General features: G+C 67.0%; 21 protein-coding genes and 1 riboswitch. Of the genes, 13 read left to right on the top strand and 8 right to left on the bottom strand.

The genetic code is table 11. The annotated features are described in order from the left end of the window. Positions 1–177 precede the first annotated feature (177 nt). From ACQR10_RS23520 to ACQR10_RS23505, 4 genes are read left to right on the top strand one after another with little or no spacing between them, the layout of a single operon-like run. Positions 178–633 (top strand): MarR family winged helix-turn-helix transcriptional regulator, encoded by a 456-nt coding sequence (locus ACQR10_RS23520; protein ID WP_316183550.1) that lies wholly within the window; start codon positions 178–180, stop codon positions 631–633. A 50-nt stretch (positions 634–683) separates the two neighbouring features. Next, a complete protein-coding gene (locus ACQR10_RS23515) occupies positions 684–1,256 on the top strand; it encodes an isochorismatase family protein (protein ID WP_316217048.1) in 573 nt (190 codons plus the stop codon). Continuing rightward, the gene (locus ACQR10_RS23510) at positions 1,253–1,582 is read left to right on the top strand and encodes a hypothetical protein (RefSeq protein ID WP_315805586.1); all 330 of its coding nucleotides are present in this window, start codon (positions 1,253–1,255) and stop codon (positions 1,580–1,582) included. The genes ACQR10_RS23515 and ACQR10_RS23510 overlap by 4 nt, the downstream gene beginning before the upstream one ends. Continuing rightward, positions 1,579–2,808: an MFS transporter gene (locus tag ACQR10_RS23505; RefSeq protein WP_316183552.1), complete on the top strand. Its 1,230-nt coding sequence runs from the start codon at positions 1,579–1,581 to the stop codon at positions 2,806–2,808. The genes ACQR10_RS23510 and ACQR10_RS23505 overlap by 4 nt, the downstream gene beginning before the upstream one ends. A 2-nt stretch (positions 2,809–2,810) precedes the next feature. Here ACQR10_RS23505 and ACQR10_RS23500 read toward each other — a convergent pair whose 3' ends face one another. Beyond that, positions 2,811–3,206, bottom strand: coding sequence for a rhodanese-like domain-containing protein (locus tag ACQR10_RS23500; RefSeq protein WP_315805584.1), 396 nt, complete (start codon positions 3,204–3,206; stop codon positions 2,811–2,813). Positions 3,207–3,392: 186 nt separating this feature from the next. Between ACQR10_RS23500 and ACQR10_RS23495 the strand changes: the two genes are divergently transcribed. From ACQR10_RS23495 to ACQR10_RS23480, 4 genes are all read left to right on the top strand, one after another. Next, complete coding sequence (locus tag ACQR10_RS23495; RefSeq protein WP_316217049.1) at positions 3,393–4,280, top strand: IclR family transcriptional regulator; 888 nt, start codon at positions 3,393–3,395, stop codon at positions 4,278–4,280. Positions 4,281–4,297: 17 nt separating this feature from the next. After that, positions 4,298–5,494: a CaiB/BaiF CoA transferase family protein gene (locus ACQR10_RS23490; RefSeq protein ID WP_316217050.1), complete on the top strand. Its 1,197-nt coding sequence runs from the start codon at positions 4,298–4,300 to the stop codon at positions 5,492–5,494. Between the two features lie 86 nt (positions 5,495–5,580). Then, positions 5,581–6,567 (top strand): Bug family tripartite tricarboxylate transporter substrate binding protein, encoded by a 987-nt coding sequence (locus tag ACQR10_RS23485; protein WP_316217051.1) that lies wholly within the window; start codon positions 5,581–5,583, stop codon positions 6,565–6,567. A 32-nt stretch (positions 6,568–6,599) separates the two neighbouring features. Next, the gene (locus ACQR10_RS23480; protein WP_434894388.1) at positions 6,600–7,817 is read left to right on the top strand and encodes an ABC transporter substrate-binding protein; all 1,218 of its coding nucleotides are present in this window, start codon (positions 6,600–6,602) and stop codon (positions 7,815–7,817) included. Positions 7,818–7,863: 46 nt separating this feature from the next. On the opposite strand, the gene ACQR10_RS23475 is transcribed toward ACQR10_RS23480, so the two are convergent. Both ACQR10_RS23475 and ACQR10_RS23470 read right to left on the bottom strand, forming a co-directional pair. Beyond that, positions 7,864–9,573 (bottom strand): sulfatase-like hydrolase/transferase, encoded by a 1,710-nt coding sequence (locus ACQR10_RS23475; RefSeq protein ID WP_434912088.1) that lies wholly within the window; start codon positions 9,571–9,573, stop codon positions 7,864–7,866. A gap of 199 nt (positions 9,574–9,772) precedes the next feature. After that, positions 9,773–10,705, bottom strand: a complete 933-nt coding sequence (locus tag ACQR10_RS23470) for a DUF2380 domain-containing protein (RefSeq protein ID WP_434912087.1) — start codon at positions 10,703–10,705, stop codon at positions 9,773–9,775. Positions 10,706–10,894: 189 nt separating this feature from the next. Here ACQR10_RS23470 and ACQR10_RS23465 point away from each other — a divergent pair, with 189 nt between their 5' ends. Together ACQR10_RS23465 and ACQR10_RS23460 are read left to right on the top strand one after the other, a co-directional pair. Then, positions 10,895–12,310, top strand: coding sequence for a HAMP domain-containing sensor histidine kinase (locus ACQR10_RS23465; RefSeq protein WP_434912090.1), 1,416 nt, complete (start codon positions 10,895–10,897; stop codon positions 12,308–12,310). Further along, on the top strand, positions 12,307–12,948 hold the full coding sequence (locus tag ACQR10_RS23460) for a response regulator (RefSeq protein WP_434891159.1): 642 nt from the start codon (positions 12,307–12,309) through the stop codon (positions 12,946–12,948). The genes ACQR10_RS23465 and ACQR10_RS23460 overlap by 4 nt, the downstream gene beginning before the upstream one ends. Positions 12,949–12,979: 31 nt before the next feature. Here the strand turns inward: ACQR10_RS23460 and ACQR10_RS23455 are convergent, their stop codons facing one another. After that, on the bottom strand, positions 12,980–13,273 hold the full coding sequence (locus ACQR10_RS23455) for a hypothetical protein (RefSeq protein WP_434912086.1): 294 nt from the start codon (positions 13,271–13,273) through the stop codon (positions 12,980–12,982). Then, positions 13,273–14,130, bottom strand: coding sequence for an SDR family oxidoreductase (locus tag ACQR10_RS23450; RefSeq protein ID WP_434912085.1), 858 nt, complete (start codon positions 14,128–14,130; stop codon positions 13,273–13,275). Before ACQR10_RS23450 ends, ACQR10_RS23455 begins: the two co-directional genes overlap by 1 nt. A gap of 544 nt (positions 14,131–14,674) precedes the next feature. Between ACQR10_RS23450 and ACQR10_RS23445 the strand changes: the two genes are divergently transcribed. The 3 genes from ACQR10_RS23445 to ACQR10_RS23435 all read left to right on the top strand — a co-directional run bounded on the left by ACQR10_RS23445 (position 14,675) and on the right by ACQR10_RS23435 (position 19,029). Further along, positions 14,675–15,787 (top strand): DUF2336 domain-containing protein, encoded by a 1,113-nt coding sequence (locus tag ACQR10_RS23445; RefSeq protein ID WP_316183560.1) that lies wholly within the window; start codon positions 14,675–14,677, stop codon positions 15,785–15,787. A gap of 206 nt (positions 15,788–15,993) precedes the next feature. After that, a riboswitch (cobalamin riboswitch) is annotated at positions 15,994–16,211 on the top strand. Positions 16,212–16,322: 111 nt separating this feature from the next. Next, entirely contained in the window at positions 16,323–18,383 is a 2,061-nt protein-coding gene (locus tag ACQR10_RS23440) for a TonB-dependent receptor domain-containing protein (protein ID WP_434912084.1), read from the top strand. 67 nt (positions 18,384–18,450) lie between these two features. Next, a complete protein-coding gene (locus ACQR10_RS23435) occupies positions 18,451–19,029 on the top strand; it encodes a hypothetical protein (protein WP_434912083.1) in 579 nt (192 codons plus the stop codon). 81 nt (positions 19,030–19,110) lie between these two features. Here ACQR10_RS23435 and ilvC read toward each other — a convergent pair whose 3' ends face one another. From ilvC to ACQR10_RS23420, 3 genes are all read right to left on the bottom strand, one after another. Continuing rightward, complete coding sequence (ilvC, locus tag ACQR10_RS23430) at positions 19,111–20,130, bottom strand: ketol-acid reductoisomerase (RefSeq protein ID WP_434912082.1); 1,020 nt, start codon at positions 20,128–20,130, stop codon at positions 19,111–19,113. Between the two features lie 150 nt (positions 20,131–20,280). Further along, complete coding sequence (locus tag ACQR10_RS23425; protein WP_434912081.1) at positions 20,281–20,883, bottom strand: LysE family translocator; 603 nt, start codon at positions 20,881–20,883, stop codon at positions 20,281–20,283. Positions 20,884–21,154: 271 nt separating this feature from the next. Continuing rightward, positions 21,155–21,844, bottom strand: a complete 690-nt coding sequence (locus ACQR10_RS23420; protein ID WP_315805570.1) for a class I SAM-dependent methyltransferase — start codon at positions 21,842–21,844, stop codon at positions 21,155–21,157.

The raw sequence follows: 21,844 nt of genomic DNA, 5'->3' as shown, positions 1-21,844 counted from the left end.
GACGTTACGACTGCTTGTCCGGCCAATTCAATCGCAATCATCTCTCGCGCGCGAGCCCGATAAGGGCTCTTGCAGAGCGAGCGAACGTGTTCGAGCCACAACGCCCCGGGGACCGCGCATATCATCAGTTAAACTTATAAGATTGACTTCATAACTGACCTGCCATAGCCTTGCGGCATGAGCCGACAGTCACCCCGGAAGGTCCCCCCGCCCGCTACCCATGCCCTGGCTGGCGAGCTGCGGGCGGTCGCCGGCAAGCTGAAGCGCCGGCTGCGCGAGCAGGCTGACGCGGGCGATCTGCCGCCGTCTCAGGTATCGGTGCTGCTTCGCCTCGAAAAAGACGGGCCCACGACGGCCTCGCATCTCGCGCGGATCGAGGGGATGCGGCCGCAATCGATGGGGCCAATCATTGCAGCGCTGGAAAGCGCCGGCCTGGTGCGCGGATCGCCGGACCCGGGGGACGGCCGGCAGACCATCCTTTCGCTGACAGAGGCATGCCGCGTCCGGATCGACGAAGGACGCGCCGCGCGGCAGGACTGGCTGTCGCGCACCATCGCGGCGCGGCTCTCGCCAGCGGAGCAGCAGCAACTCGCTTCAGCCATCGTGCTGCTCAGGCGCCTGGTCGACGACTGACGCGTGACGGCCGCGCGCAAACGCGCGCCGCGTGCAAGAGGAGATCATCAATGGCGCTCACGCAGCTCGATCTGAATACCGCGCTCATCGTTGTCGATCTGCAGAAAGGCATCGTCGGCGCATGCTTGCTGCATCCGATCGGCGAGGTCATCGCACGCGCTTCCGCCTTGGCGGAACGTTTCCGCGCGCTCAGGCTTCCGGTCGTGCTGGTCAATGTCGCCGGCACCGCCCCGGGACGGACCGAGCGGCCGACACGTCTCACCGCGCCGTTCCCTGCGGACTGGGCCGATCTCATCCCCGAGCTGAACCGGCAACCGCACGACATCGTGGTGACCAAGCGGACCTGGGGCGCCTTCGCCAGCACCGATCTGGAGACACGATTGAAGGCGCGCGACGTGACGCAGGTGGTCGTTGCCGGCGTGGCCACCGGCACCGGCGTCGAGTCCACGGCGCGGCAAGCGTATGAGCAGGGCTTCAACGTCACGCTCGCCGTCGACGCCATGACCGACACGCGCCCCGAGGCGCACCAGTACAGCCTCACCCATGTCTTTCCGCGACTGGGCGAAACCGGCACGTCTGCGGACATCATCCGACTGCTCGACGCGAGGACCCCCCTGACATGACCTGGCTTGATCTCTTTTCCTATTTCTTCGGCGGCGCCTTCCTGGCCAACGCCGTTCCGCATGTCGTGGCCGGCCTGATGGGTCAGCCGTTCCAGAGCCCGTTCGCGAAACCTTCGGGACGCGGCCTCTCCTCGTCGACGGTGAACGTGCTCTGGGGCCTGTTCAACGTCGCCGTCGGCTATCTGCTGGTCTGCCGCGTCGGCGATTTCGAACTGAGAAACACAAGCGATGTCGTGGCTCTCGGCCTCGGCTCGCTCGCCATCGGCCTGATGCTCGCGCGACACTTCGGCGCGCTCCATGGTGGCGATCTGCGGAAGCGATCATGACGGGCAAGGCGCCGGGCATGTTCCGGTCGCTGCACAAGTTCAACTACCGGGTCTGGGCGGCCGGCGCGCTCGTCTCCAATATCGGCACCTGGATGCAACGCACCGCCCAGACTTGGCTGGTGCTGATCCAGCTCACCTCGCATAACGCGTCCGCCGTCGGCACGGTGATGGCGCTGCAGTACGGGCCGCAGCTCCTGCTGTTACCTCTGACCGGCTACGTGGCCGACCATTTCAATCAGCGACGGGTCTTGATCGCCACCCAGGCGACGATGGGAGCGTTCGCGCTCATCCTCGGCCTTCTCACCGTGACCGGCGTCGTCCAGCTCTGGCAAGTCGACGTGTTCGCATTCCTGTTCGGCTGCGCGGCAGCCTTCGACGCTCCGGTGCGCCAGACGTTCGTCGCCGAGTTGGTCGGGAACGACGATTTGCCCAACGCGATCGCGCTCAACTCGACATCGTTCAACGCCGCGCGGATGATCGGCCCGGCAATCGCCGGCATGGTGATCGCCGCGTTCGGCACCGGCTGGGCCTTCCTGATCAACGGCGCGTCGTTCATGGCCGTGCTGGCGTCGTTGAACCTGCTCCGCATCGCCGATCTGCGTCCGAACCCGCGGGCGCAGCACGCCAAGGGAAACGTCCTGGCGAGCGTCACCGCCGGCTTTCACTACGCATGGTCCCACCCGGAGCTCCGGGCCACTTTGATCATGCTCGCCCTGATCGGAACGTTCGGGCTCAACTTCCAGATCTTCGTCTCGACGATGGCGATCAAGGTCTTTCACAGCGATGCACGCGGCTACGGCCTGTTGTCCTCGGTCATGGCCGTCGGCACGGTTGCCGGCGCCCTGTTCAACGCCAGCCGGCGCAGGCCGAGATTTGGCGCGCTGCTCGCAGGCAGCGGCCTGTTCGGACTAGGCTGCACGCTGGCCGCGCTCGCCCCGACCATCTGGCTGTTCGGCGCCGCGCTCGTCGTCATCGGCGTCGCGGCGCTCATGTTCACCAACACCACCAACAGCCTGATGCAGCTTGCGACCGAGCCCTCCATGCGCGGCCGGGTGATGGCGCTGCGCGTCGGCGTCGCACTCGGCGGCACGCCGATCGGCGCGCCGATCGTGGGCTGGGTGGCCGACAGCCTCGGCCCGCGCTGGGCACTCGGCGTCGGCGCGGCGTCAGGTCTCGCTGCCGCGCTCGTTGCCATCGCAGCGATGCGAACGCCGCATCGAACGTGATCTCACATCCCCGGCTCGATCGGCTTCTCGACCGCGCCGCCGCTCTCGGCCCAATCCTTGAACGCGCCGACATTGAAGACCTTGTCGTAGCCGAGGTCCTTCAGCGTCTTCCCTGCCAGCGCCGAGCGGCCGCCGGAGGCGCAATACAGAATGACGCTCTTGTCCTTGCTGAAATTCTTGTCGTGATAGGGCGAGTCCGGATCGGCGCGGAATTCGAGCATGCCGCGCGAGACGTGATGCGCGCCTTCGATCTTGCCGCTCTTCTCGACCTCCGGCGCATCGCGCACGTCGAGCACCAGCGTGTTGCCCTTGGCGATCATCGCCTGCGCCTCGGCCGGCGTGATCTTCGGCACCGCGGCGTTGGCGGCTTCCAGCATCTGCTTGACTGAGGTCGACATCGATTTCCTCCCGGACGTTGACGAGACAGCGGTAGCGGTCCGCCGGCCGGTTCACAACCCTCGATCAGGGGACCGGCGCGGGGCGCAGCAAAGGAAACTGCAGCCGCTTTGTCCACATAGTGGACGATCATAGCCGAAAATAACAAGCATATGGACTCCACCGGTGTCATCGGTCATTCTTCAACCATGTCCATTTCCCGCCCCCTCCCGATCAGCCGCGACCGCGCCGTCGAAACGATGCTCGCGGACAGCGCCAGCGATGCCGCCTTTGCCACGACCCTGGCCAAGGGCCTGTTCGTGCTGGAGGCGTTCGGGACCGGATCGGCGGTGCTCGGCAACATGGACATCTCGGTCCGGACCGGAATTCCGCGGCCGACCGTGGCCCGGCTGACCCACACCCTCACCGAGCTCGGCTATCTCTCGTTCGATCAGGCGCTCGCGAAGTATCGCCTCGGCATCCGCGCGTTGCGGATGGCGCATCCGCTGCTCGCCGACATGCCGTTCCGGCAGATCGCGCGGCCGCTGATGCAGGATCTCGCCGCGAGCGTCCGCGGCACGGTGTCGATCGGCCTGCTCGACGGCAGCGCCGTGGTCTATGTCGAGACCGCGCGCTCCGGCGACGTCGGCCCGCATGTTCCCGACATCGGCATGCCGATCTCGGTGGTCGCGACCGCGATGGGGCGCGCCGCGTCGTCGATCCTGCCGCCCGGCGCGGCCGCGCGTTTCGACGCGCAGCTCGCCGCCGGCGACGCCGAGCAATGGAGCGATTTTTCCGCGCTCTATTTCGGCGGCATCACGCAATGTGCCGAGCGCGGTTTCTGCACCTGCATCGGCGAATACATGCCCGCGATTCACGCCGTCGCCGCGCCGCTGCATTACGCGAACAGCTCCGGCCGCGCCTTCGCGATCAATTGCGGCATTCCCGCCTTCCGGCTGCAGCCGGGCCAGCTCGAGGCCGAGATCGGCCCGCGCATCACGGCGCTCGCCGCCAGCATCCGGGCGCTCATCAACGAAGCCGAGCCCGAGATCATCAGGCGCGCGCCGGAGCCGGCGCTTGCGGCCGAAGCCGGCTGAGACAGGTGCATCACGACATGGCCGGGCCACTCCAGGGTTTGCGCGTTCTCGACATCGCAACGATCATCGCGGCGCCGTTCGCGGCCACGCTGCTCGCCGACTATGGCGCCGACGTCCTGAAGATCGAGATGCCGGGCCAAGGCGACGGTGTCCGCACCTTCCCGCCGTTCAAGGACGGCAAGCCGCTGTGGTGGAAGACCGCCAACCGCAACAAGAGCTTCGCGACGCTCGATTTGCGCACGCCCGACGGGCTCGCGCTGTTCAAGCGGCTGCTGCCGCGCTTCGACGTGCTGATCGAGAACTTCCGCCCCGGCACGCTCGATCGCTGGGGACTGACGAAGGAGGTGCTGTGGTCGATCCAGCCGCGCCTCGTCATCCTGCGCGCCACCGCGTTCGGGCAGGACGGGCCGTACAAGGACCGTCCGGGCTTTGCCCGCATCTTCGAGGCAATGGGCGGGCTCACCTACATCACCGGCGAGGCCGAGGGCGAGCCGACCCATCCAGGCTATCCGATCGGCGATGCCATCGGCGGCGCCTTCGGCGCACTCGGCGTGCTGGCGGCGTTGTGGAAGCGGGCGCGCGATCCCGAGGCGCCGGGCGAGGAGATCGATCTGGCGCTGACCGAGGCTGTCTTCCGCTTGCTCGACGTGTTGCCCGTCGAGCACGACCAGCTCGGCTTCAGCCGCAGCCGGATCGGCAATGCCAACGGCTACTCGGCGCCGGCCGCGGTCTATCGCACCCGCAACGATCGCTGGGTGACGCTCGCCGGCTCGACCAACGCGCTCTACGCCGCCAACTGTCGCGCGATCGACCGTCCTGACCTGATCGAGGATCCGCGCTTCGCGAACAATGCCTCGCGGGTGAAGCATTCGGCCGAGCTCAACGCGATCTTCGCCGCCTGGTGCGCGGCGCATGACCTCGATGAGGTCGTCGCCCGCTTCACCGCGGCCAAGGGAACGATCGCGCCGATCTACGCGATCGACCAGATCGCGGCCGATCCGCAGGCGATCGCGCGCGAGATGATCACGCGCGTGCCCGATCGCGATTTCGGCTCGGTGGCGATGTCGAACGTCGTACCGCGCTTTGGCAACGATCCCGCGGCGCTGCGCCATGCCGCGGGCGACGTCGGCCAGGACAACCTGGAGATCTATCAGGGCTGGCTTGGACTGTCAGACCAGGAGATGGACGATCTCGCGCGCAGGAAGGTGATCTGACGCGGCGCGAGCAGATACGACCAGGCGCAGCGAAGAACGCGCCGGAGCAGCCCGGACAAGGGATGCAGCAGACAGGGAGATGCGCGATGAGACCGTTGACGATGACGCGCCGTGGCCTGCTCGGTGCCGGAGCCGCGCTGGCCCTGGGCCGCAGCCATCCCGCACGCGCCGAGGGCGAGTGGCCGACCCGCATGGTGCGGCTGATCTGTCCCTATGGCGCCGGCGGCGCCAGCGACATCTCACTGCGCCTTCTGGCGACGGAGTTCGAACATCACCTCGGTCAGCAGTTCATCATCGAGAACAAGCCGGGCGCCGGCAGCCGCATCGCCAACGACGTCGTCGCCCGCGCCGCGCCCGACGGCTACACCCTGCTCTACGCCGCTGCGCCCTACGTCACCGCCGAAGCGCTGTTCGGCAAGCTGACCTACGACCCGGTCAAGGATCTGCGCCCCGTCGCCGGCACCGTCGTCGCGCCGATCTTCCTGATGATCAGCGCCAACGCGCCGTTCAAGACGCTCGCCGAGCTGATCGCCTACGGCAAGTCCAAGCCCGAAGGCCTGACCTTCGCCTCGCCGGGCGCCGGCTCGCAGCCGCATCTCGCCGCCGAGCTGCTGTTCCGCGACGCCAAGGTGACCGGCCTCAACATTCCCTTCCGCGGCGACTCGATGGCCTACACCGAGCTGCTCGCCGGCCGCGTCGACGCGACGCTGACCGCGATCAGCACGGCGCTGCCCTATATCCAGGCCGGCCAGTTTCGCGTGCTCGGCGTCGCCGCCACCGAGCCGAGCGCGATCTATCCGCAGGCGCCGACGCTGCGCGAGCAGGGCCTGCCGAACGTGGTCGCGTCGGGCTGGTACGGCTTCATGGCGCCGGGCGCGACGCCGCAAGCCATCGTCGACCGGCTGTCGCGCGAGATCATCGCCGATCTCGCCGCTCCCGAGGTGAAGCAGAAGCTGTTCGCACAAGGGCTCGACGTGCAGCCGCGCGACCCCACGGCGTTCGGCCAGTTCATCGCCGACGAAACCAAAAAATGGAGCGCGGTCATCCGCGACGCCGCCATCAAGGCCGAATGAGTTTCACAAAAAATGATCAGGGAGTGGATGTGATGAGGATTGGGACCACCGCGCTGGCCGCGCTTGCCCTGCTGTCGCTCGCCGCGACGGCTTCGGCGGCCGAGAAGAAGTACGACACCGGGGCCAGCGACAGCGAGATCAAGGTCGGCCAGACCGTGCCGCTGAGCGGCCCGGCCTCGGCCTATGCCACGATTGGCAAGGCGCAGGCCGCCTATATGAAGATGATCAACGACCAGGGCGGCGTGAACGGCCGCAAGATCAACCTGATCCAGTATGACGACGCCTACTCGCCGCCGAAGACGGTCGAGCAGGTGCGCAAGCTGGTCGAGAGCGACGAGGTGCTCCTGACGTTCCAGATCATCGGCACCGCGCCGAACGTCGCCGTGCAGAAATATCTCAACGCGAAGAAGGTGCCGCAACTGTTCGCGGCCACCGGCGCCTCGCGCTTCACCGATCCCAAGAACTTTCCCTGGACGATGGGCTTCAATCCGAGCTACGTCGTCGAAGGACGCATCTACGGCCAGTACATTCTCAAGACCCATCCCGACGCCAAGATCGGCGTGCTCTACCAGAACGACGATCTCGGCCGCGACTATCTCGCTGGCCTGAAGGCCGGGCTGGGCGACAAGGCCGCCAAGATGATCGTGGCCGAATCGTCGTACGAGATCACCGAGCCGACGATCGATTCGCACATCCTGAAGCTGAAGGACGCCGGCGCCGATCTGCTGTTCAGCGCCTCCACGCCGAAGCAGGCGGCGCAGGCCATCAAGAAGGTCGCCGAGCTCGGCTGGAAGCCGGTCCACATCGTCGACATCAATGCCAATTCGCTGGGCGCCACCCTGAAGCCCGCCGGGCTCGAGAATGCCAAGGGCCTGATCAGCGTCGGCTACGTCAAGGACCCGCTCGAGGAGGGCTTCAAGAACGACCCCGGCGTGCAGCGCTATCTCGCCTTCATGGAGAAATACTATCCCGACGGCGACAAGGGCTCGAACTTCAACGTCTATGGCTACATCACCGCCGAGCTGCTTGTTCAGGTGCTGAAGCAGTGCGGCGACGAGCTGACGCGGGAGAACGTGCTGAAGCAGGCCACCCATCTCGACCATGTCGAGCTCGGCATGCTGCTGCCGGGCATCAGCATCACGACCTCGCCGACCGACTATCGCGTCAACAAGCAGTTGCAGATGATCCAGTTCGACGGCGCGCACTGGCAGAACATCGGCGGCATCGTCACCGACGCGGCCGCGGATTAGCAGCGGCGGCTGCGCCCCAGACCGGCCGCCCCTCGGCGTCGGCCGGTCACAACCCCCGGATCAGCTCGGCGTCGATCAGCATGCGGTTGAAGCGGCGCGCCTCGGCGCCGTCGCCGCAGGCATAGAACACGCCCTTGCAGCGGAGCATGATCTCCTTCTGCTCGGCAAAGGACGGATCGAGCGGAATTCCGGCGGCCTCGAGCGTGACCAGCGGCAGATAGGCGGCGTCGATCCGGTCCATCACGACCGCGCTCTGGCGCGGCTCGAAATTGACGGCATCGATCGCGTAATACGTCCGATAATAGCGCGGATCGTAGCTTTCGAGCTTCTCGCCGATGCCGGCCTCGTCGAGCTTGGGATCGAGAATGTGCGGCGAGAACTCCGGCTGGTGATCGCCATAGCGGACGATCAGGAACGGCTGGTCGCCGAACCTCTTCTTCAGGCTCGCAAGAAAGCGCTGATAGTCCGCTGCGCTCATCATCTGCCGGCGCAGATATTCGTCGATCGAAGGCAGATTGCCGGGCGCACGCCAGGACGGCGTCAAATCGGGCCGGAACGTCGTCTCCCACGGGAAATGGTTGGCGGCGAGATAGACGAACATGAACAGCGGCTTGCCGCGCGGCCGGTGCTGCATCAGGTCGAGCGCGGCGTCGTAGAAGAAGCCGTCGGGCTCGACGCCCTTGGCGCCGAGATCGCGCGCGTCGAGGAAACGATCGACACCGACAGTGGTCTGAAAGCTGCGCGCGCTCATGAAGGCGCCCTGCGCGGGATACAGCGACACCGTGTCGTAGCCGCAATTGCGCAGCGCCAGCGGCAGGCCGCGCTCGACCCGGCCGGACGCGATCCGCGTCACGAAATAGGCGAAACGGCCGAACGATCGCGACGACAGGCCGGCGAGCACGTTGTACTCGGTGAACCAGCTCGGGCCGCCATTGCTCTCGGCCATGAACTGCCGCGCCTTGCCGTCGAACGACTTGAAGTGGCTGCCATAGCCATCGGGCACCTTGATGCCCTCAGCCGAGCGGATGTCGAAACTGGATTCGTCGTGGATCAGCACGATGTTCGGCCGGCGCGCGGCCGGATGACAGGAATCCGGGACGAAGGCAGCCAGACTTCGATCAGCCGTGGCGTCGGATTCCATGAAGCCGTTGGCGAGGAAGTCGGACACCGCCGTGACGCCGGAGCGCGCGAATTTCGACAGATAGCCGTCGTCATAGTAGCCGCGCCAGGCCTCGTCGCGCCAGTTAAGCGAATACAGCGTCAGCGCCGCGAGGCAGGCGAGCTTGCCGGCGAGCGCCGGCAGCCGCGCGATCCGGAACGGGTCGGCCCACCACAGCAGCCCCAACAGCGGCAACACGACCGCGACGGCCACCAGCACCGACAGCTTGAGATTCGGAAAGATCGTGAACAGGAATGCCGCGCTGTCGTGATCGATCAGCATCACGTCGACGAAGTTCGCGGTCATCTGGACCACAGCGTGCTTGAGCTGCGACAGCAGCACCAGCACCACGACCATGGTCAGCGCCAGCGCGGCCGACACCGCAGGCCGCCGCAGCAGCACCAGCCAGAAGCCGTTCAGGATGCCCCAGGCCAGCACGAAGCCGAGCCGCGAGCCGAAATCGTTCTCGGTGTGCAGCATCAGAGCGAGCGCCGCCACATGCGGCGCGGCGACGGCGGACAGCCGGACGGTGGCAGAGCGTGTTGCGCTCACAGCAGTGAGCGTGGTGATCGGTTGGTCGTTCGGGGTCAGTGACATCAGCCGGTCGAAAGCAGGCGCCCTTCGCCGGCGCATGCCGACAGATCAAGGAAGCCGATCCTGTCATTCGACCGTAATGAAATCGTCACAAATCACAACAGCCCGGATTTGCACGGAGCCGCGCGCCGATCGTCCGGCATGGCGGACCGGCGCAGCTCCCGGCGACGGCTCCGGGACCGGAGCGATGGCCGGGCCGCGATCAGTGCTCCGAGCCGGTCTCGAGCAGCCGCTCGCGCACCAGACGCACCGCGCCGCGACTCCAGGAATAATTGGCGCCGAGGCGCAGCCCGCTGTCGCCGGCGACGACGAGTGCGCCACTGTCGGCCTGGCGGACGCGAAAACCGATGATGTATTCGGTGCGGCCGATCCGCCTGACGATGCCGAGCAGCGACTGCTGGGCGCCGACCGCGCGCGCCACTCGCGCCTCGCAATCGTCGCACTCACGCACCGGCTGCCCCGGCTTGATCTCGCCGGCGGCGTCCACGAGGCGATAACGCCCGGACTGCGCCAGCAGCTGCCGCACCGCGTCGGTCGCCTCCTGCAGCCCCTTCTGGTCGGACTCCGTCGCGCCGAGCGCAGCGCCTGCGCTGGTGTCGTCGAGCTCGAATGGCAAGAGCGCCAGCCGGATCGGCTCCGGCGGCGCCAGCGCGTCACGGACCTGGCGCGAGACGAACATCTCGGCGCGCTGCCAGGCCTCGTCGCTGTCGCCGCGGAAGGTGAAGACCTTGTCGAACAGCACCCGATGGGAGGTGACGTCGATGGCCGACGCCCGCGCCCACTGCACCAGGGTCGAGAGCTTCTGGACACCACCGGTGACCACGACGGTGGCGCCGGCCGCGGCCGCCATCTGCAACCGTGCCTCCGGCGACGCATCAGTCGGACAGGACAGAGCGCAGGACGGGCTGACCGGACGCAGCCGAGCATCCGCGGCGACGTCTCGGCGAAGCGCGGCCATGAACGCATCCAGCCGCCGCTGATGCGCTGCGGTCTGATCGACCGGCTCGCCGGACGTGTCGAGATAGCTGAAATCATCGACCAACACGGCCGGGACATCACCAGAGGCGGCGCGGACCGGGCCGGCCGCGAGAGCAAGCGCGAGAACGAGGCAACGGACGAGGCGGCGGTTCGACATGAGATTCCCCTGCAACGATGTCTGGCGCTCCGAAGCTAGATGCCGGCGCGGCATGGCTGCAGCGGCGAGGATCCCGGCGAGGCACGGGAAAATTTCACGACCGCATTGTCCACCGGGCCGCGGCGCTTTTGGCCCGGGCGGTTCTGCCGTTAAATGCCGGCGGGCTGGGCTGCCATGGACGCGCCGAAGATGTGGAGCCGCTACGACCTCAAATACCGCCTGACGCTGCGCATCGCGGCGGTCTCGGCGCTCTGCTTCGCGGCGATCTGCGCCTATGTGCTGTTCGACACCGACCGCTCGGTGCATGCGCGCAACGCGCGGATCGCCGAGATCACGGCCCGGACGCTGCAACTGCAGCAGAGCAAGATGCATTGGGTCAGCAGCCCGCCGGCCGGCTTTCCCGACCTCGACGCGGTCGCGGCCGCGGCGATGGGACCGGGGCTGTGCATCGCCTATCGCGGCGTCGACGGCGTGATCGTGCAGCGGATCTGCGGCGGCGCGGACGCGCAGGCGGACGATCCGCCCCGCGCCTTCGCGATGCCGTATCGGCGGCTGTTCGAGCCGGGCCGGGAAGCGGCACGGCCGGTCAGGTTTCGCGGCGAGAGGACCGGCGATGCGGTCGTCTGGATCGATGCCGGCGTCATGACCGCGGACGCCTGGCGCGAGCTCGGCCGGCTGCTGCCGGTACTCGGGACGGCGCTGGTGCTGCTGTGCGTGCTGGCCTACGCCGCACTGGCCCGCGCGCTGCGCCCGACGCGGCTGATCCGCGCCGGGCTGGAGCGGATCGCCGCCAACGATCTGTCGGCGCGGCTGCCACCGTTCGACCTCGCCGAGCTCTCGGCGATCCGCGATGCCTTCAATCAGCTCGCCGAGGGGCTGGAGACGGCGCTGGCGCAGCGCGGCGAATTGACCCGGCGCCTGATTGCCCTGGAAGACGACGAACGCCGCCACCTCGCCCGCGAGCTGCATGACGAATTCGGCCAGTCGCTGGCGGCGATCCGGGCGCTCGCAGCGTCGATCCGTCAAAGCGCGGCGCAGGATTGCCCCGCTCTGGTCGGCGAATGCGACGGCATCGCGCGCACCGCGAGCGACATGATGGAGCAGTTGCGCGGCGCGCTGATGCGGCTGCGTCCGCCTGATGTCGACGAGCTCGGCCTCGCCGGCAGCCTCGAAGGCCTCGTGGCCGGCTGGAACCGGCGGCAGCACGGCCGCACCGTGTTCGAGATCAGCCTGTCGGGCGACGTCGACCGGCTGCCCGGCATCGTCGCCAGCAACGTCTACCGCATCGCGCAGGAGGCGCTCACCAACGCCGTCAAGCACGCCGGCGCGACGCGCGTGCGATTGCAGTTGACGCTTCAGGACGGGCCGGCCCAGTCGGCGCCCGAGAGCACGACCGTGCTCACCGTCGAAGATGACGGTCCTGCCGGCGATGCGCCCGACAAGCCGGGCATGGGCCTGCTCGGCATGCGCGAGCGCGTCGCCTCCATGGGGGGTCAGATGAGTTTTGCGGCCACGTCCGGCGGCGCGCGCCTCCGCGTCGAGATTCCGCTCCCGGCCCTGCCCGGCCTCTCGCCTGCGCAGCCGGAAACGGCCTACGCGGCATGACGACGTCCGCCGGCACCATCCTGCTGGTCGACGACCATGCCGTGGTCCGCGAGGGCTACAGGTCGATGCTGCAGAAGCAGCCGGGGCTGCGCGTGGTCGCCGAAGCCGCCGATGGCGCCGAAGCCTACCGGCTGTTCAAGGAGGTCAGGCCCGATCTCGTCATCATGGACCTGACGATGCCGGGCGTCGGCGGCATCGAGGGCATCCGCCGCATCCGGCAATGGGATCGCGGCGCGCGCATCCTCGTGTTCACCATGCATGAGAATGCCGGCTTCGCGGTGCAGGCGATCCGCGCCGGCGCCCGCGGCTATGTCACCAAGAGCAGCCCGCCGGAGGCTCTCGTGCGCGCCGTCATGGACGTGCTGGCAGGCCGCATCGCGATCAGCCCCGACATCGATCACGAGCTCGCGCTCAGCCGCCTCTCCGGCGAGCGCGCCGCCGCCGACGTGCTGTCCGCGCGCGAGTTTGAGGTGATGCAGATGCTGCTGGCCGAACGGACGACGGACGAGATCGCGTCCGCGCTGCATCTCAGCCCGAAGACGGTTGCCAACCTGCACTCGCTGATCAAGGACAAGCTCGGCGTCGCCACCGACATCGAGCTGGTGCGGCTGGCGCTGCGGCAGGGCCTGCTGAGCTGAGCCGGCGGGGCTTACATCCCCGCGAGAAAGCTCAGGAGTCGCCCTGCGGCGTTGCTGCGGCTTCCGGCGCCGTGACCGGATCGTCGATCAGGTGAAACGCGCGCCCGAGCCGGCGCTGCACGCTCATCACGGCGCGGTCGACGTCGCTGATCAGGCTGTCGCCGAGAACGACGTGCGGGATCTCCCAGTTGCGGCCGCTGCGCACGTCGAGCGCATGAACCGCCGGCACGCGCGCGGTCTCGCAGCCCGGCTGCGCGCGAAGGTCCTCCTCGACCAGGCGGGTCAGCTCCGCCTGGGTCTTGCCGATGGTCGTCATCGCCGGCATCAGGGCCTGGTCGCGGGCATCAGGCCGAGCCGCTTGGCGATGATGCGATCGACGGTCCGTTTCGGAAGCACCCGCACGATCCATTGCCTCATGGCGTCGGGCGCGATCTCGTAGCGCACCTTGGGCGCCGGCAAGGTCAAGGCGTCGGCCACCCGCGCGGCGATGGTCTCGGCCGGCAGCCCGGACTTGCCGAGATTCAGCATGAAGGCGCGGATCTTCTGCAGCGCCGGGAAGAACGGCGAGGCCCGATAAGGCGACAGGTCGACGTCGTCGGCCTTGGCCCAGATCGGAGTCTTCACCGCGCCCGGCGCGATGATGATGACGTCGATGCCGAACAGCATCATCTCACGGCGCAGGCTCTCGGACAGCCCTTCGATCGCGTGCTTCGAGGTCGAATACGGCGCCAACAGCGGGTTGCCGTTGCGCCCGGCCACCGAGCTGACCATCACGATCCGGCCCCGCTCCCCTTTCATGGCCGGATCCGCTCCGAGCAGCGGCGCGAACGCCTGGGTGGCGATCACCGGGCCGATGACGTTGACCTCCATCTGATGGCGGAACTGCGCGATCGGCAGCTCCGTCACCGGCCCCGCGACGGCGATGCCGGCATTGTTGACCAGGCCGGCGAGCGCCTCGCCGGCGAGGGCCGCTCGCACCTCCTGCGCGGCCGCCTTCACCGCCGCCTCGTCGGTCACGTCGAACAGCAGCGGCGTGAAGTTGGCGCCGAGCTCGCTGCGCAGACGGTCTGAATCGGCCTGCTTGCGAACGCTGCCGAACACGCGAAAGCCGCGCGCGAGCATGAGCTTCGAACAGGCGAACCCGATGCCGGTGGATGCGCCGGTGACGACGACGGATTTCATGGGGACCTCAACGATTTGCGCGGCGATTATCGCACGGGATGCGGCAGGATGCTGGCGCTGATTTTTCGCGCGAGGTCATCGCATGCCGAGCCTGTCCCGGGAACACCGGGCGACGGCACGCTTTGCACGGCGCATCGGCGAGACCGACCGTGGCAAGAATGGGATTTAGCTTTCAATGCTTGGGAGGATGAGAGCTGACGTGAGATCGAGGGCAGCGGCCAAACTGGATGAAGGAAGGTTTGTGACCTTATGAGATCGTTAACCTTTCCGCCTCGCTCGCCTGTCTTCGCCGGGTCTGCAAGGAGGTGATCGCACCTCATTCCATCGATTGTCCGGCGAATCTCCGAAAGGCCGGGCTCCGACCCGTCTTCCCCTCTATGCGTATCGTCTTAATTTTCCGTATCCGTGTTTCTCCGGAGTACTACGCCCTCCGCCCCTAACGCATTGTTATCGCCCGTGCCGAAAACTGCCCCGGCCGAAAGCCTTGCAGCGGATCCCACACGCGTTGCTGTCGCTCCGGCAATCCGGACCAACGAGCGCGATCGTGTCACAGCCAGAACAGCTTCCGCTTTCAGAAAACTCCATCATCACCGAACTCGAAGAAGCCGTCCGCAGCGGCTCCTCGGCGAAGCGCGTCAACACGCTGCGCCAGGTCACCAACCTGTTCCTGCATGACGGCGAACGCCTCAGCGAGGACCAGATCAAGGTGTTCGACAACGTGCTGTGCATGCTGGTCTCGCGGGTCGAGACCCGCGCGCGGGCCGAGCTCAGCAAGCATCTCGCGCCGGTCGACTATGCGCCCGTCGAATTGATCCAGCAGCTCGCCCGCGACGATGAAATCTCGGTGGCCGAGAACGTGCTGATGCACTCGAGCCGGCTCACCGAGCATACGCTGGTGGAGGTCGCGGCGACCAAGGGCCAGGATCACCTGATGGCGATCTCCAGCCGCCCGCATCTGACCGAGGCGGTGACCGACATCATCGTCGACCGCGGCGAGCGCCGGGTCATCCGCAAGCTCGCCAACAACCAGACCGCGCGCTTCTCCGAGACCGGCTATTCCGGGATGATGGCGCATGCCGAGGACGACGACGAATTGTCCGAGATCATCGGGCTGCGCATCGACCTGCCTACCAAGCATCTGCGCGACCTCCTGCGCCGCGCAACCGAAGCCGTGCGCGCCAAGTTGATGGCCTCGGCGCCGCCGGCGTTGCAGCAGGAGATCAAGAAGATCCTCAAGGCGATCGCCGACGTTGCGCGCAGCGACGGCGGCCTGATCGGGCGCGACTTCACGCTGGCCGAAGAGGCCGTCAAGCGCATGAAGGGGCTGAACGAGCTCAACGATGCCGCCATCGCCTTCTTCGCCGAGACCCGCCGCTTCGGCGAGGTGTCCGCCGCACTCGGCCTGCTCAACAACGTCCCGACCGAGATGATGGCCAAGGTGCTGGAGGGCCCGCGCACCGACATCGTGCTGATCCCCTGCCGTGCCGCCGGGCTGGCCTGGTCGGTGGTGGCGAAGATCCTGACCCACCGGCCGATCAAGCACGCCATCGACAGCGACACGCTGAAGCTCGCGGAACGCGACTATTCCCGCCTGTCCCTCGACACCGCCCAGCGCACCCTGCGGTTCTGGATGGTGCACAACAAGGTCGAGAAGTAAGCGGCGCTCGCAAGCGATCCGCGCCGGAATTGATTCGCGCCTCACATCCCGCTGTCGTCCCTGCGAACGACAGCTGTGGGGCGTCGCGGGCGCCGGGTATCTCACGCCGAACGCGGCGGCCGAGAGAGTTCGCCACACGCAATCCACGCCAGCGCGTTATCGCCAGGAGATCACCGGGCGCCGGATTGACTTTGGTGCGCCCGCACTCCTACGGTGACGGCGACGGTGCCCCTCGACCGGGGCTCAATAGGGAATGCGGTGCCGGAGACGTCTCGCAAGGGACGTGACCGAAGGCCGCAGCTGCCCCCGCAACTGTAAGCGGCGAATCTCGCGTCAGAGGCCACTGGGAAATCTCGGTCCCGGGAAGGCGACGTGGAGGTGACGACCCGCGAGCCAGGAGACCTGCCGTCAGCCGTGGTCACACGCGAGGATGCCGGTCGGGGCGTTATTGGCATCGTTTTCAGGCAGGCCTGCAAAGGCGTGCATGAGACCTCGTTCGCGGTGACGTGCCACTGACGTCATGCCGAGGTCACTCGTGTCTCCCGTTCCCCATGCCAGGCGCCGTCGCGCCCTTCTGTCGTCGTTCTGCCTCCTCTCGTCGTTCGCGCTGCTCGGTCCCTCCCCCGCAACGGCGCAGCAATCCGCCTCGCCCGATCTGCTGCCGCCGGTCGAGGTCGACCCGCCGCACCGGCCGATCGCTCCGAAACCGGCCATCCCCCGCAGAGCCGGCAACGCCGCGCATCAACAGATGCCGGCGGCAAAGCCGGAATCGCCGGCCAGCCCGCCCGTCGCGGTCAGCCCGGCCGGCATCGTGACGCCGGTCGCCAACGTCGCGAATGCGATCACGGTGGTGACCGACAAGGACATCGCCGCGCAGCAGGCCCGCACCGTGCCGGACATCCTGAGCACCGTCCCCGGATTGAACGTCGTGCAGGCCGGCGGCCCGGGCGGCCAGACCAACGTCTTCATGCGCGGCACCAATGCCAACCACACCAAGCTCATCATCGACGGCATCGACGTCGGCGACGTCACCAACGGCAACGGTGCGTTCGATTTCGCGCATCTGCTCGCTGCCGACATCCAGCAGCTCGAGGTGCTGCGCGGGCCGCAGAGCGGGCTGTACGGCTCCGATGCGATCGGCGGCGTGATCTCGGTGATCACGCGCAAGGGCGACGGCCCGGCGCGGGCGACCGCCTCGGTCGAGAGCGGGTCGTTCAAGACCTTCAACCAGTCGGCCGGCGTCAGCGGCTCACAAGACAATGTCAACTACGCGGTCAATGTCGCGCATCTGCACGCCGGCGATGTGCCGGTGACGCCATGGCAACTGCTCCCGGCCGGGCAGAAGGCGATCGGCAACGCCTACGACAACGTGACCGCCTCGTCCAAGCTCGGCGTCGATCTCAACGAGGCCTGGACGTTGAACTCGGTGATTCGATACACCGACGCCACCCTGCTGTTCACCGGCGACAGCGGCTTTCCCGGCGTTCCCGATGCTATCAGGAGCAACCACACCGTCCACCAGCTGGGGACGCGCGAGGAAGCCGTGTGGTCGCTGCTCGGCGGCCGCATCAGGAACTATTTCGGTGTCAACTACGTGAACAACTGGTCGTCCGATCTGACGGCGGGCAATCCCGTGGCCGCGGTCGCAACCGGCGAGCGCATCAAATATGACTGGCACGCGGTGACCGAACTGGCGCCGCACAACAATCTCGTCGTCGGCCTCGAGCGGCAGACCGAGCGGCTGAAAACAACTGATCTTTCCGCCGAGAACGGCAACAAGGCCGGCTTCATCGAGCTGCAGACGGAGTTCGCGAAACGCTGGTTTGTGGTCGCGAGCCTGCGCAACGACGTCAACGACCAGTTCGGCGGCCATGGCACCTACCGCATCGCGCCGGCGGTGATCCTGCCGCTCACCGGGACCAAGATGAAGGCCAGCTACGGCACCGGCTTCAAGGCACCGACCTTGAGTCAGCTGCACCAGGATTTTCCGGCGTTCAACTTCTTCGCCAATCCCAACCTGAAGCCGGAGCAGAGCACCGGCTACGACGCCGGCTTCGAACAGCCGCTGTTTTCCGATCGCATCCGCTTCGGCGCGACCTACTTCCACAACAGCATCACCAACCTGATCAATTTCAACGCGACCTTCACCTCCTATGCCAATGTCGGCCTCGCGACCACCGAAGGCACCGAGAGTTTTGTGGCGGCGAAGTTGACCGACCGGATCTCGCTGCGTGCGGACTACACCTTCACCCGCGCGGTCGATGCGGCCACCGGCCAGCAGCTATTGCGGCGGCCGAAGGAGAAATGGAGCGCCACGGCGGTGTGGACACCACTCGATGCGCTGACGCTGTCTGCCACCGTGCTGCGCATCGGCAACTGGCTCGACGTCAGCCGCGACGGCATGACCACGGGCCTCGTCGCGCCCGGCTACACGGTCGTGAACCTGCGCGGCGACTACGCGCTGTCCAACCAGGTCAAGCTGTTCGGCCGGATCGATAATCTATTCAACCGCCAGTACCAGAACCCGACCGGGTTCCTGGCGCCCGGCTTCGGTGTGTTCGGCGGCATCCGGGTGGCGACATCAGGCGTGCACTGACGGCATACCGCGGCGGCTGACAGCCACCGCGAAACTGGACTACAATTCCACCAACAGGAGATGTTCCATGGCTCTAGACACTCTCGACCGCTCCCCTTCCGAAGTTCGCCTTGCGCCCGTCCCGCAAGCGCATGCCGCGACATTCTGCTTTGCGCTGCTGACAGCGGCCTGCGCGCTGGCGAGCTTTGTGTTCGCCTGCGCGACGCCGTTTGCGGCCTTCGCCGTGATCGCCGCCGCCATGCTGCCGCTGCGCTCGGCGCTGCCGGCGATGCTCGGCGCCTGGCTGGTCAACCAGGGCATCGGCTTCGGCGCGCTGCACTATCCGGTGGATGCCAACACGCTGGCCTGGGGCGCCATGATCGGCGTCGCGGCGCTGAGCGCCACCGTTGTGGCCCGCCTGGCGCTGGCGACCTTGCGCACGGCACCAGCGCCGCTCGCATTTGCCGTCGCGCTCCTCAGTGCCTACGCCGCCTATGAGCTGGTGCTGCTGGCCGCCACGCCCGCGCTCGGCGGTGCGACGAGCTTCGCCCTCCCGATCGTCGCCCGCCTCGGCCTGACCAGCGCCGCCTGGCTGGTCGGCCTCGTCGCCGTCAGCGAGATCGTCCGCCTGCTGACCCCGCTGGTCTCGCGCCGCGCGGCCTCCTGACCGGCGGCCATCTCCTAGCCACCAAACAAGAACGGCGGGCCTCGGCCCGCCGTTCTCATATCCGATCGTCGTCGCAAGAGCTCAGTTCTTGCTCTTGTCGACCAGCGCGCCCTTCTTGATCCAGGGCATCATGTCGCGCAGGCGGGCGCCGACTTCCTCGATCGGGTGCTGGGCAAGCTTGGCGCGGGTCGCCTTGAACGAGGTCTGGTTGACCTTGTTCTCCAGCATCCAGTCGCGCGCGAAGCGGCCGGACTGGATGTCGCCGAGCACCTTCTTCATCTCCGCCTTAGTCTCGGGCGTGATGATGCGCGGGCCGGTGACGTACTCGCCGTACTCGGCGGTGTTGGAGATCGAGTAGTTCATGTTGGCGATGCCGCCTTCATAGATCAGGTCGACGATCAGCTTGACCTCGTGGAGGCACTCGAAATAGGCCATCTCCGGGGCGTAGCCGGCCTCGGTCAGGGTCTCGTAGCCGGCCTTGATCAGCTCGACCAGGCCGCCGCACAGCACCGCCTGCTCGCCGAACAGGTCGGTCTCGCACTCTTCCTTGAACGTGGTCTCGATGATGCCGGCGCGGCCGCCGCCGATCGCCGAGGCGTAGGACAGGCCGAGGTCATGGGCGTTGCCCGAGGAATCCTTGGCGATCGCGATCAGGCAGGGCACGCCGCCGCCGCGCTGGTACTCGGAGCGGACGGTGTGGCCGGGGCCTTTCGGCGCGATCATCAGCACGTCGAGATCGGCGCGCGGGTCGAGCAGGTTGAAGTGGACGTTCAGGCCGTGGGCGAACACCAGTGCGGCGCCCTGCTTCATGTTGTCGTGCAGGTGCTCGCGGTAGATGTCGCCCTGCAGCTCGTCCGGGGTCAGCATCATCACGAGGTCGGCCCACTTGGCGGCCTCGGCGACTTCCATCACCTTGAAGCCGGCGCCTTCGGCCTTCTTGGCCGAGGCCGAGCCCTTGCGCAGCGCGATCGCGACGTCCTTGACGCCGGAATCCTTCAGGTTGAGCGCGTGGGCATGGCCCTGGCTGCCATAGCCGACGATGACGACCTTCTTGCCCTTGATCAGGTTCAGATCGGCGTCGCGATCGTAGTAGACACGCATTGTCGTTTCCTCTTTGAGATGGCCGGAATTGGCTGAAAAGTCAGACGCTTGGGTGAGGCACGGGCGGCTGCGCCCGGACGAAATCCGGCCCGTGTCTAGAGCATTTTGGCCCCGCTTGGAAACCCCGATCTCGCATGGCGACGGCGCCTTTCATGCGTCCATGAACACGGGATAGAGCGAGGCGAGCAGCAGCGCGGCCATCAGGATGTTGAAGGCGCGGACCGCACGCTCGGAGCTCAGCAGCGGCCGCAAGGCCGTGCCGAACAGGGTCCAGGTGATGGTCGAGCCGATCGCCATCACGAAGCTGATCGCGACCTGCAGCGCGACATTGGCCGGAAAGCTGGCAATCGCGGCATAGGCGGTGATGGTGCTGATCACCATCACCCAGCCCTTGCCATTGACCCACTGGAACAGCGCCGCGCCCCAGAACGACATCGGGCCGCGCGGCTTGGTATCTTCCGGCTTGGCCGATCCGGAGAAGGCGATCGCGACCGCGAGGTAGATCAGATAGGCGGCGCCGAGATATTTCAGCACGTCCTGCAGCACGGGATAGCGGATGAACACCGTGGCCAGCCCAAAGCCGACCGCGCCGACCATGAAGGCGAAGCCGAAGCTGACGCCCATCATGTGCGGCACCGTGCGGCGGAAGCCATGGGTCACGCCCGACGACAGCAGCATGATGTTGTTCGGACCCGGCGTGAACGCCATCACGAAGGCGAAGGTGACGAAAGCGATGAGGAGCTGCTGGGACATCAGGACGTTCTCGCCGCAAGCAAGCACTGACTTGCGGTCACCTGCGCATGGCGGCCGCGCCTGTCGCGGCGCGGGCAGTGCAACCTCGCTCCGCTTGCGGGGAGAGGTCGGATTGCATCGCCAGATGCAATCCGGGTGAGGGGGTACAGGTCTAACGGCGAACGCTCCCCGTGCGGCTGCCCCTCACCCCGACCCTCTCCCCGTAAGAACGGGGAGAGGGAGCGCACCGTCGCCTGCGCGAAAGTGAGACTCACCAATCTGCCGCTCATAGCTAGCCCTGCCCCGCCGGCTTCTGCAGCACGTAGGTCGCGTGCATCGGGGCGTGATAGTCGGCGGACACCGTGACGAAGCCGACCTCGGTCAGCATGCGCTCCATCACCCAGGCGAAGGTGGAGTTCTCGTCGCGCATGTGGGTGATGACGCTGTCGCGGGCGAGGTCGTGGTTCTTGATGTTGAAATCCGCCCATTGCTCAACCGAGCGCTCCGCGCCGTCGGGCATGGAGACATAGACGATGTCGCGCAGGAAGAACTGCGCGCCCGGCTTCAGCGCCGCGAAGATCCGTGCCAGCGCCACCGCCTTCCAGAAATCCGGCAGGTGGTGCAGCGTGAACTCGCTGGCGATCAGGTCATAGGTGGCAGGCTCATAGGCGAACGACAGCAGCCCCGCCGAATGCATCCGCACCGCGGTACGGCGGTCGCGGGTGTAGATCTTGGTCAGCGCCAGCATCGCCGGCGAGATGTCGATGGCGTCCACCACGGCCCCCATCAGCGCCGCTTCCGTCGCCAGCACGCCATTGCCGCAGCCGATGTCGGCCACCCGCCAGCCCGGCTTGACACCGAGCATCTTCAACGCGGCGCGCGCACGCTCGTCGGCATCGTCGCCCGAACCGTAGATCGAGGCCACGGCATGATCGAGACCGATCCGGTTGCGTTCGTTGTAGTACCAGTCGCGCGCCAGCAT

Origin of the sequence: Bradyrhizobium sp. HKCCYLRH2060 (assembly GCF_051168135.1) — a bacterium.
Classification (GTDB): Bacteria; Pseudomonadota; Alphaproteobacteria; order Rhizobiales; family Xanthobacteraceae; genus Bradyrhizobium.
This window is presented reverse-complemented; position numbering and strand designations above follow the sequence as displayed.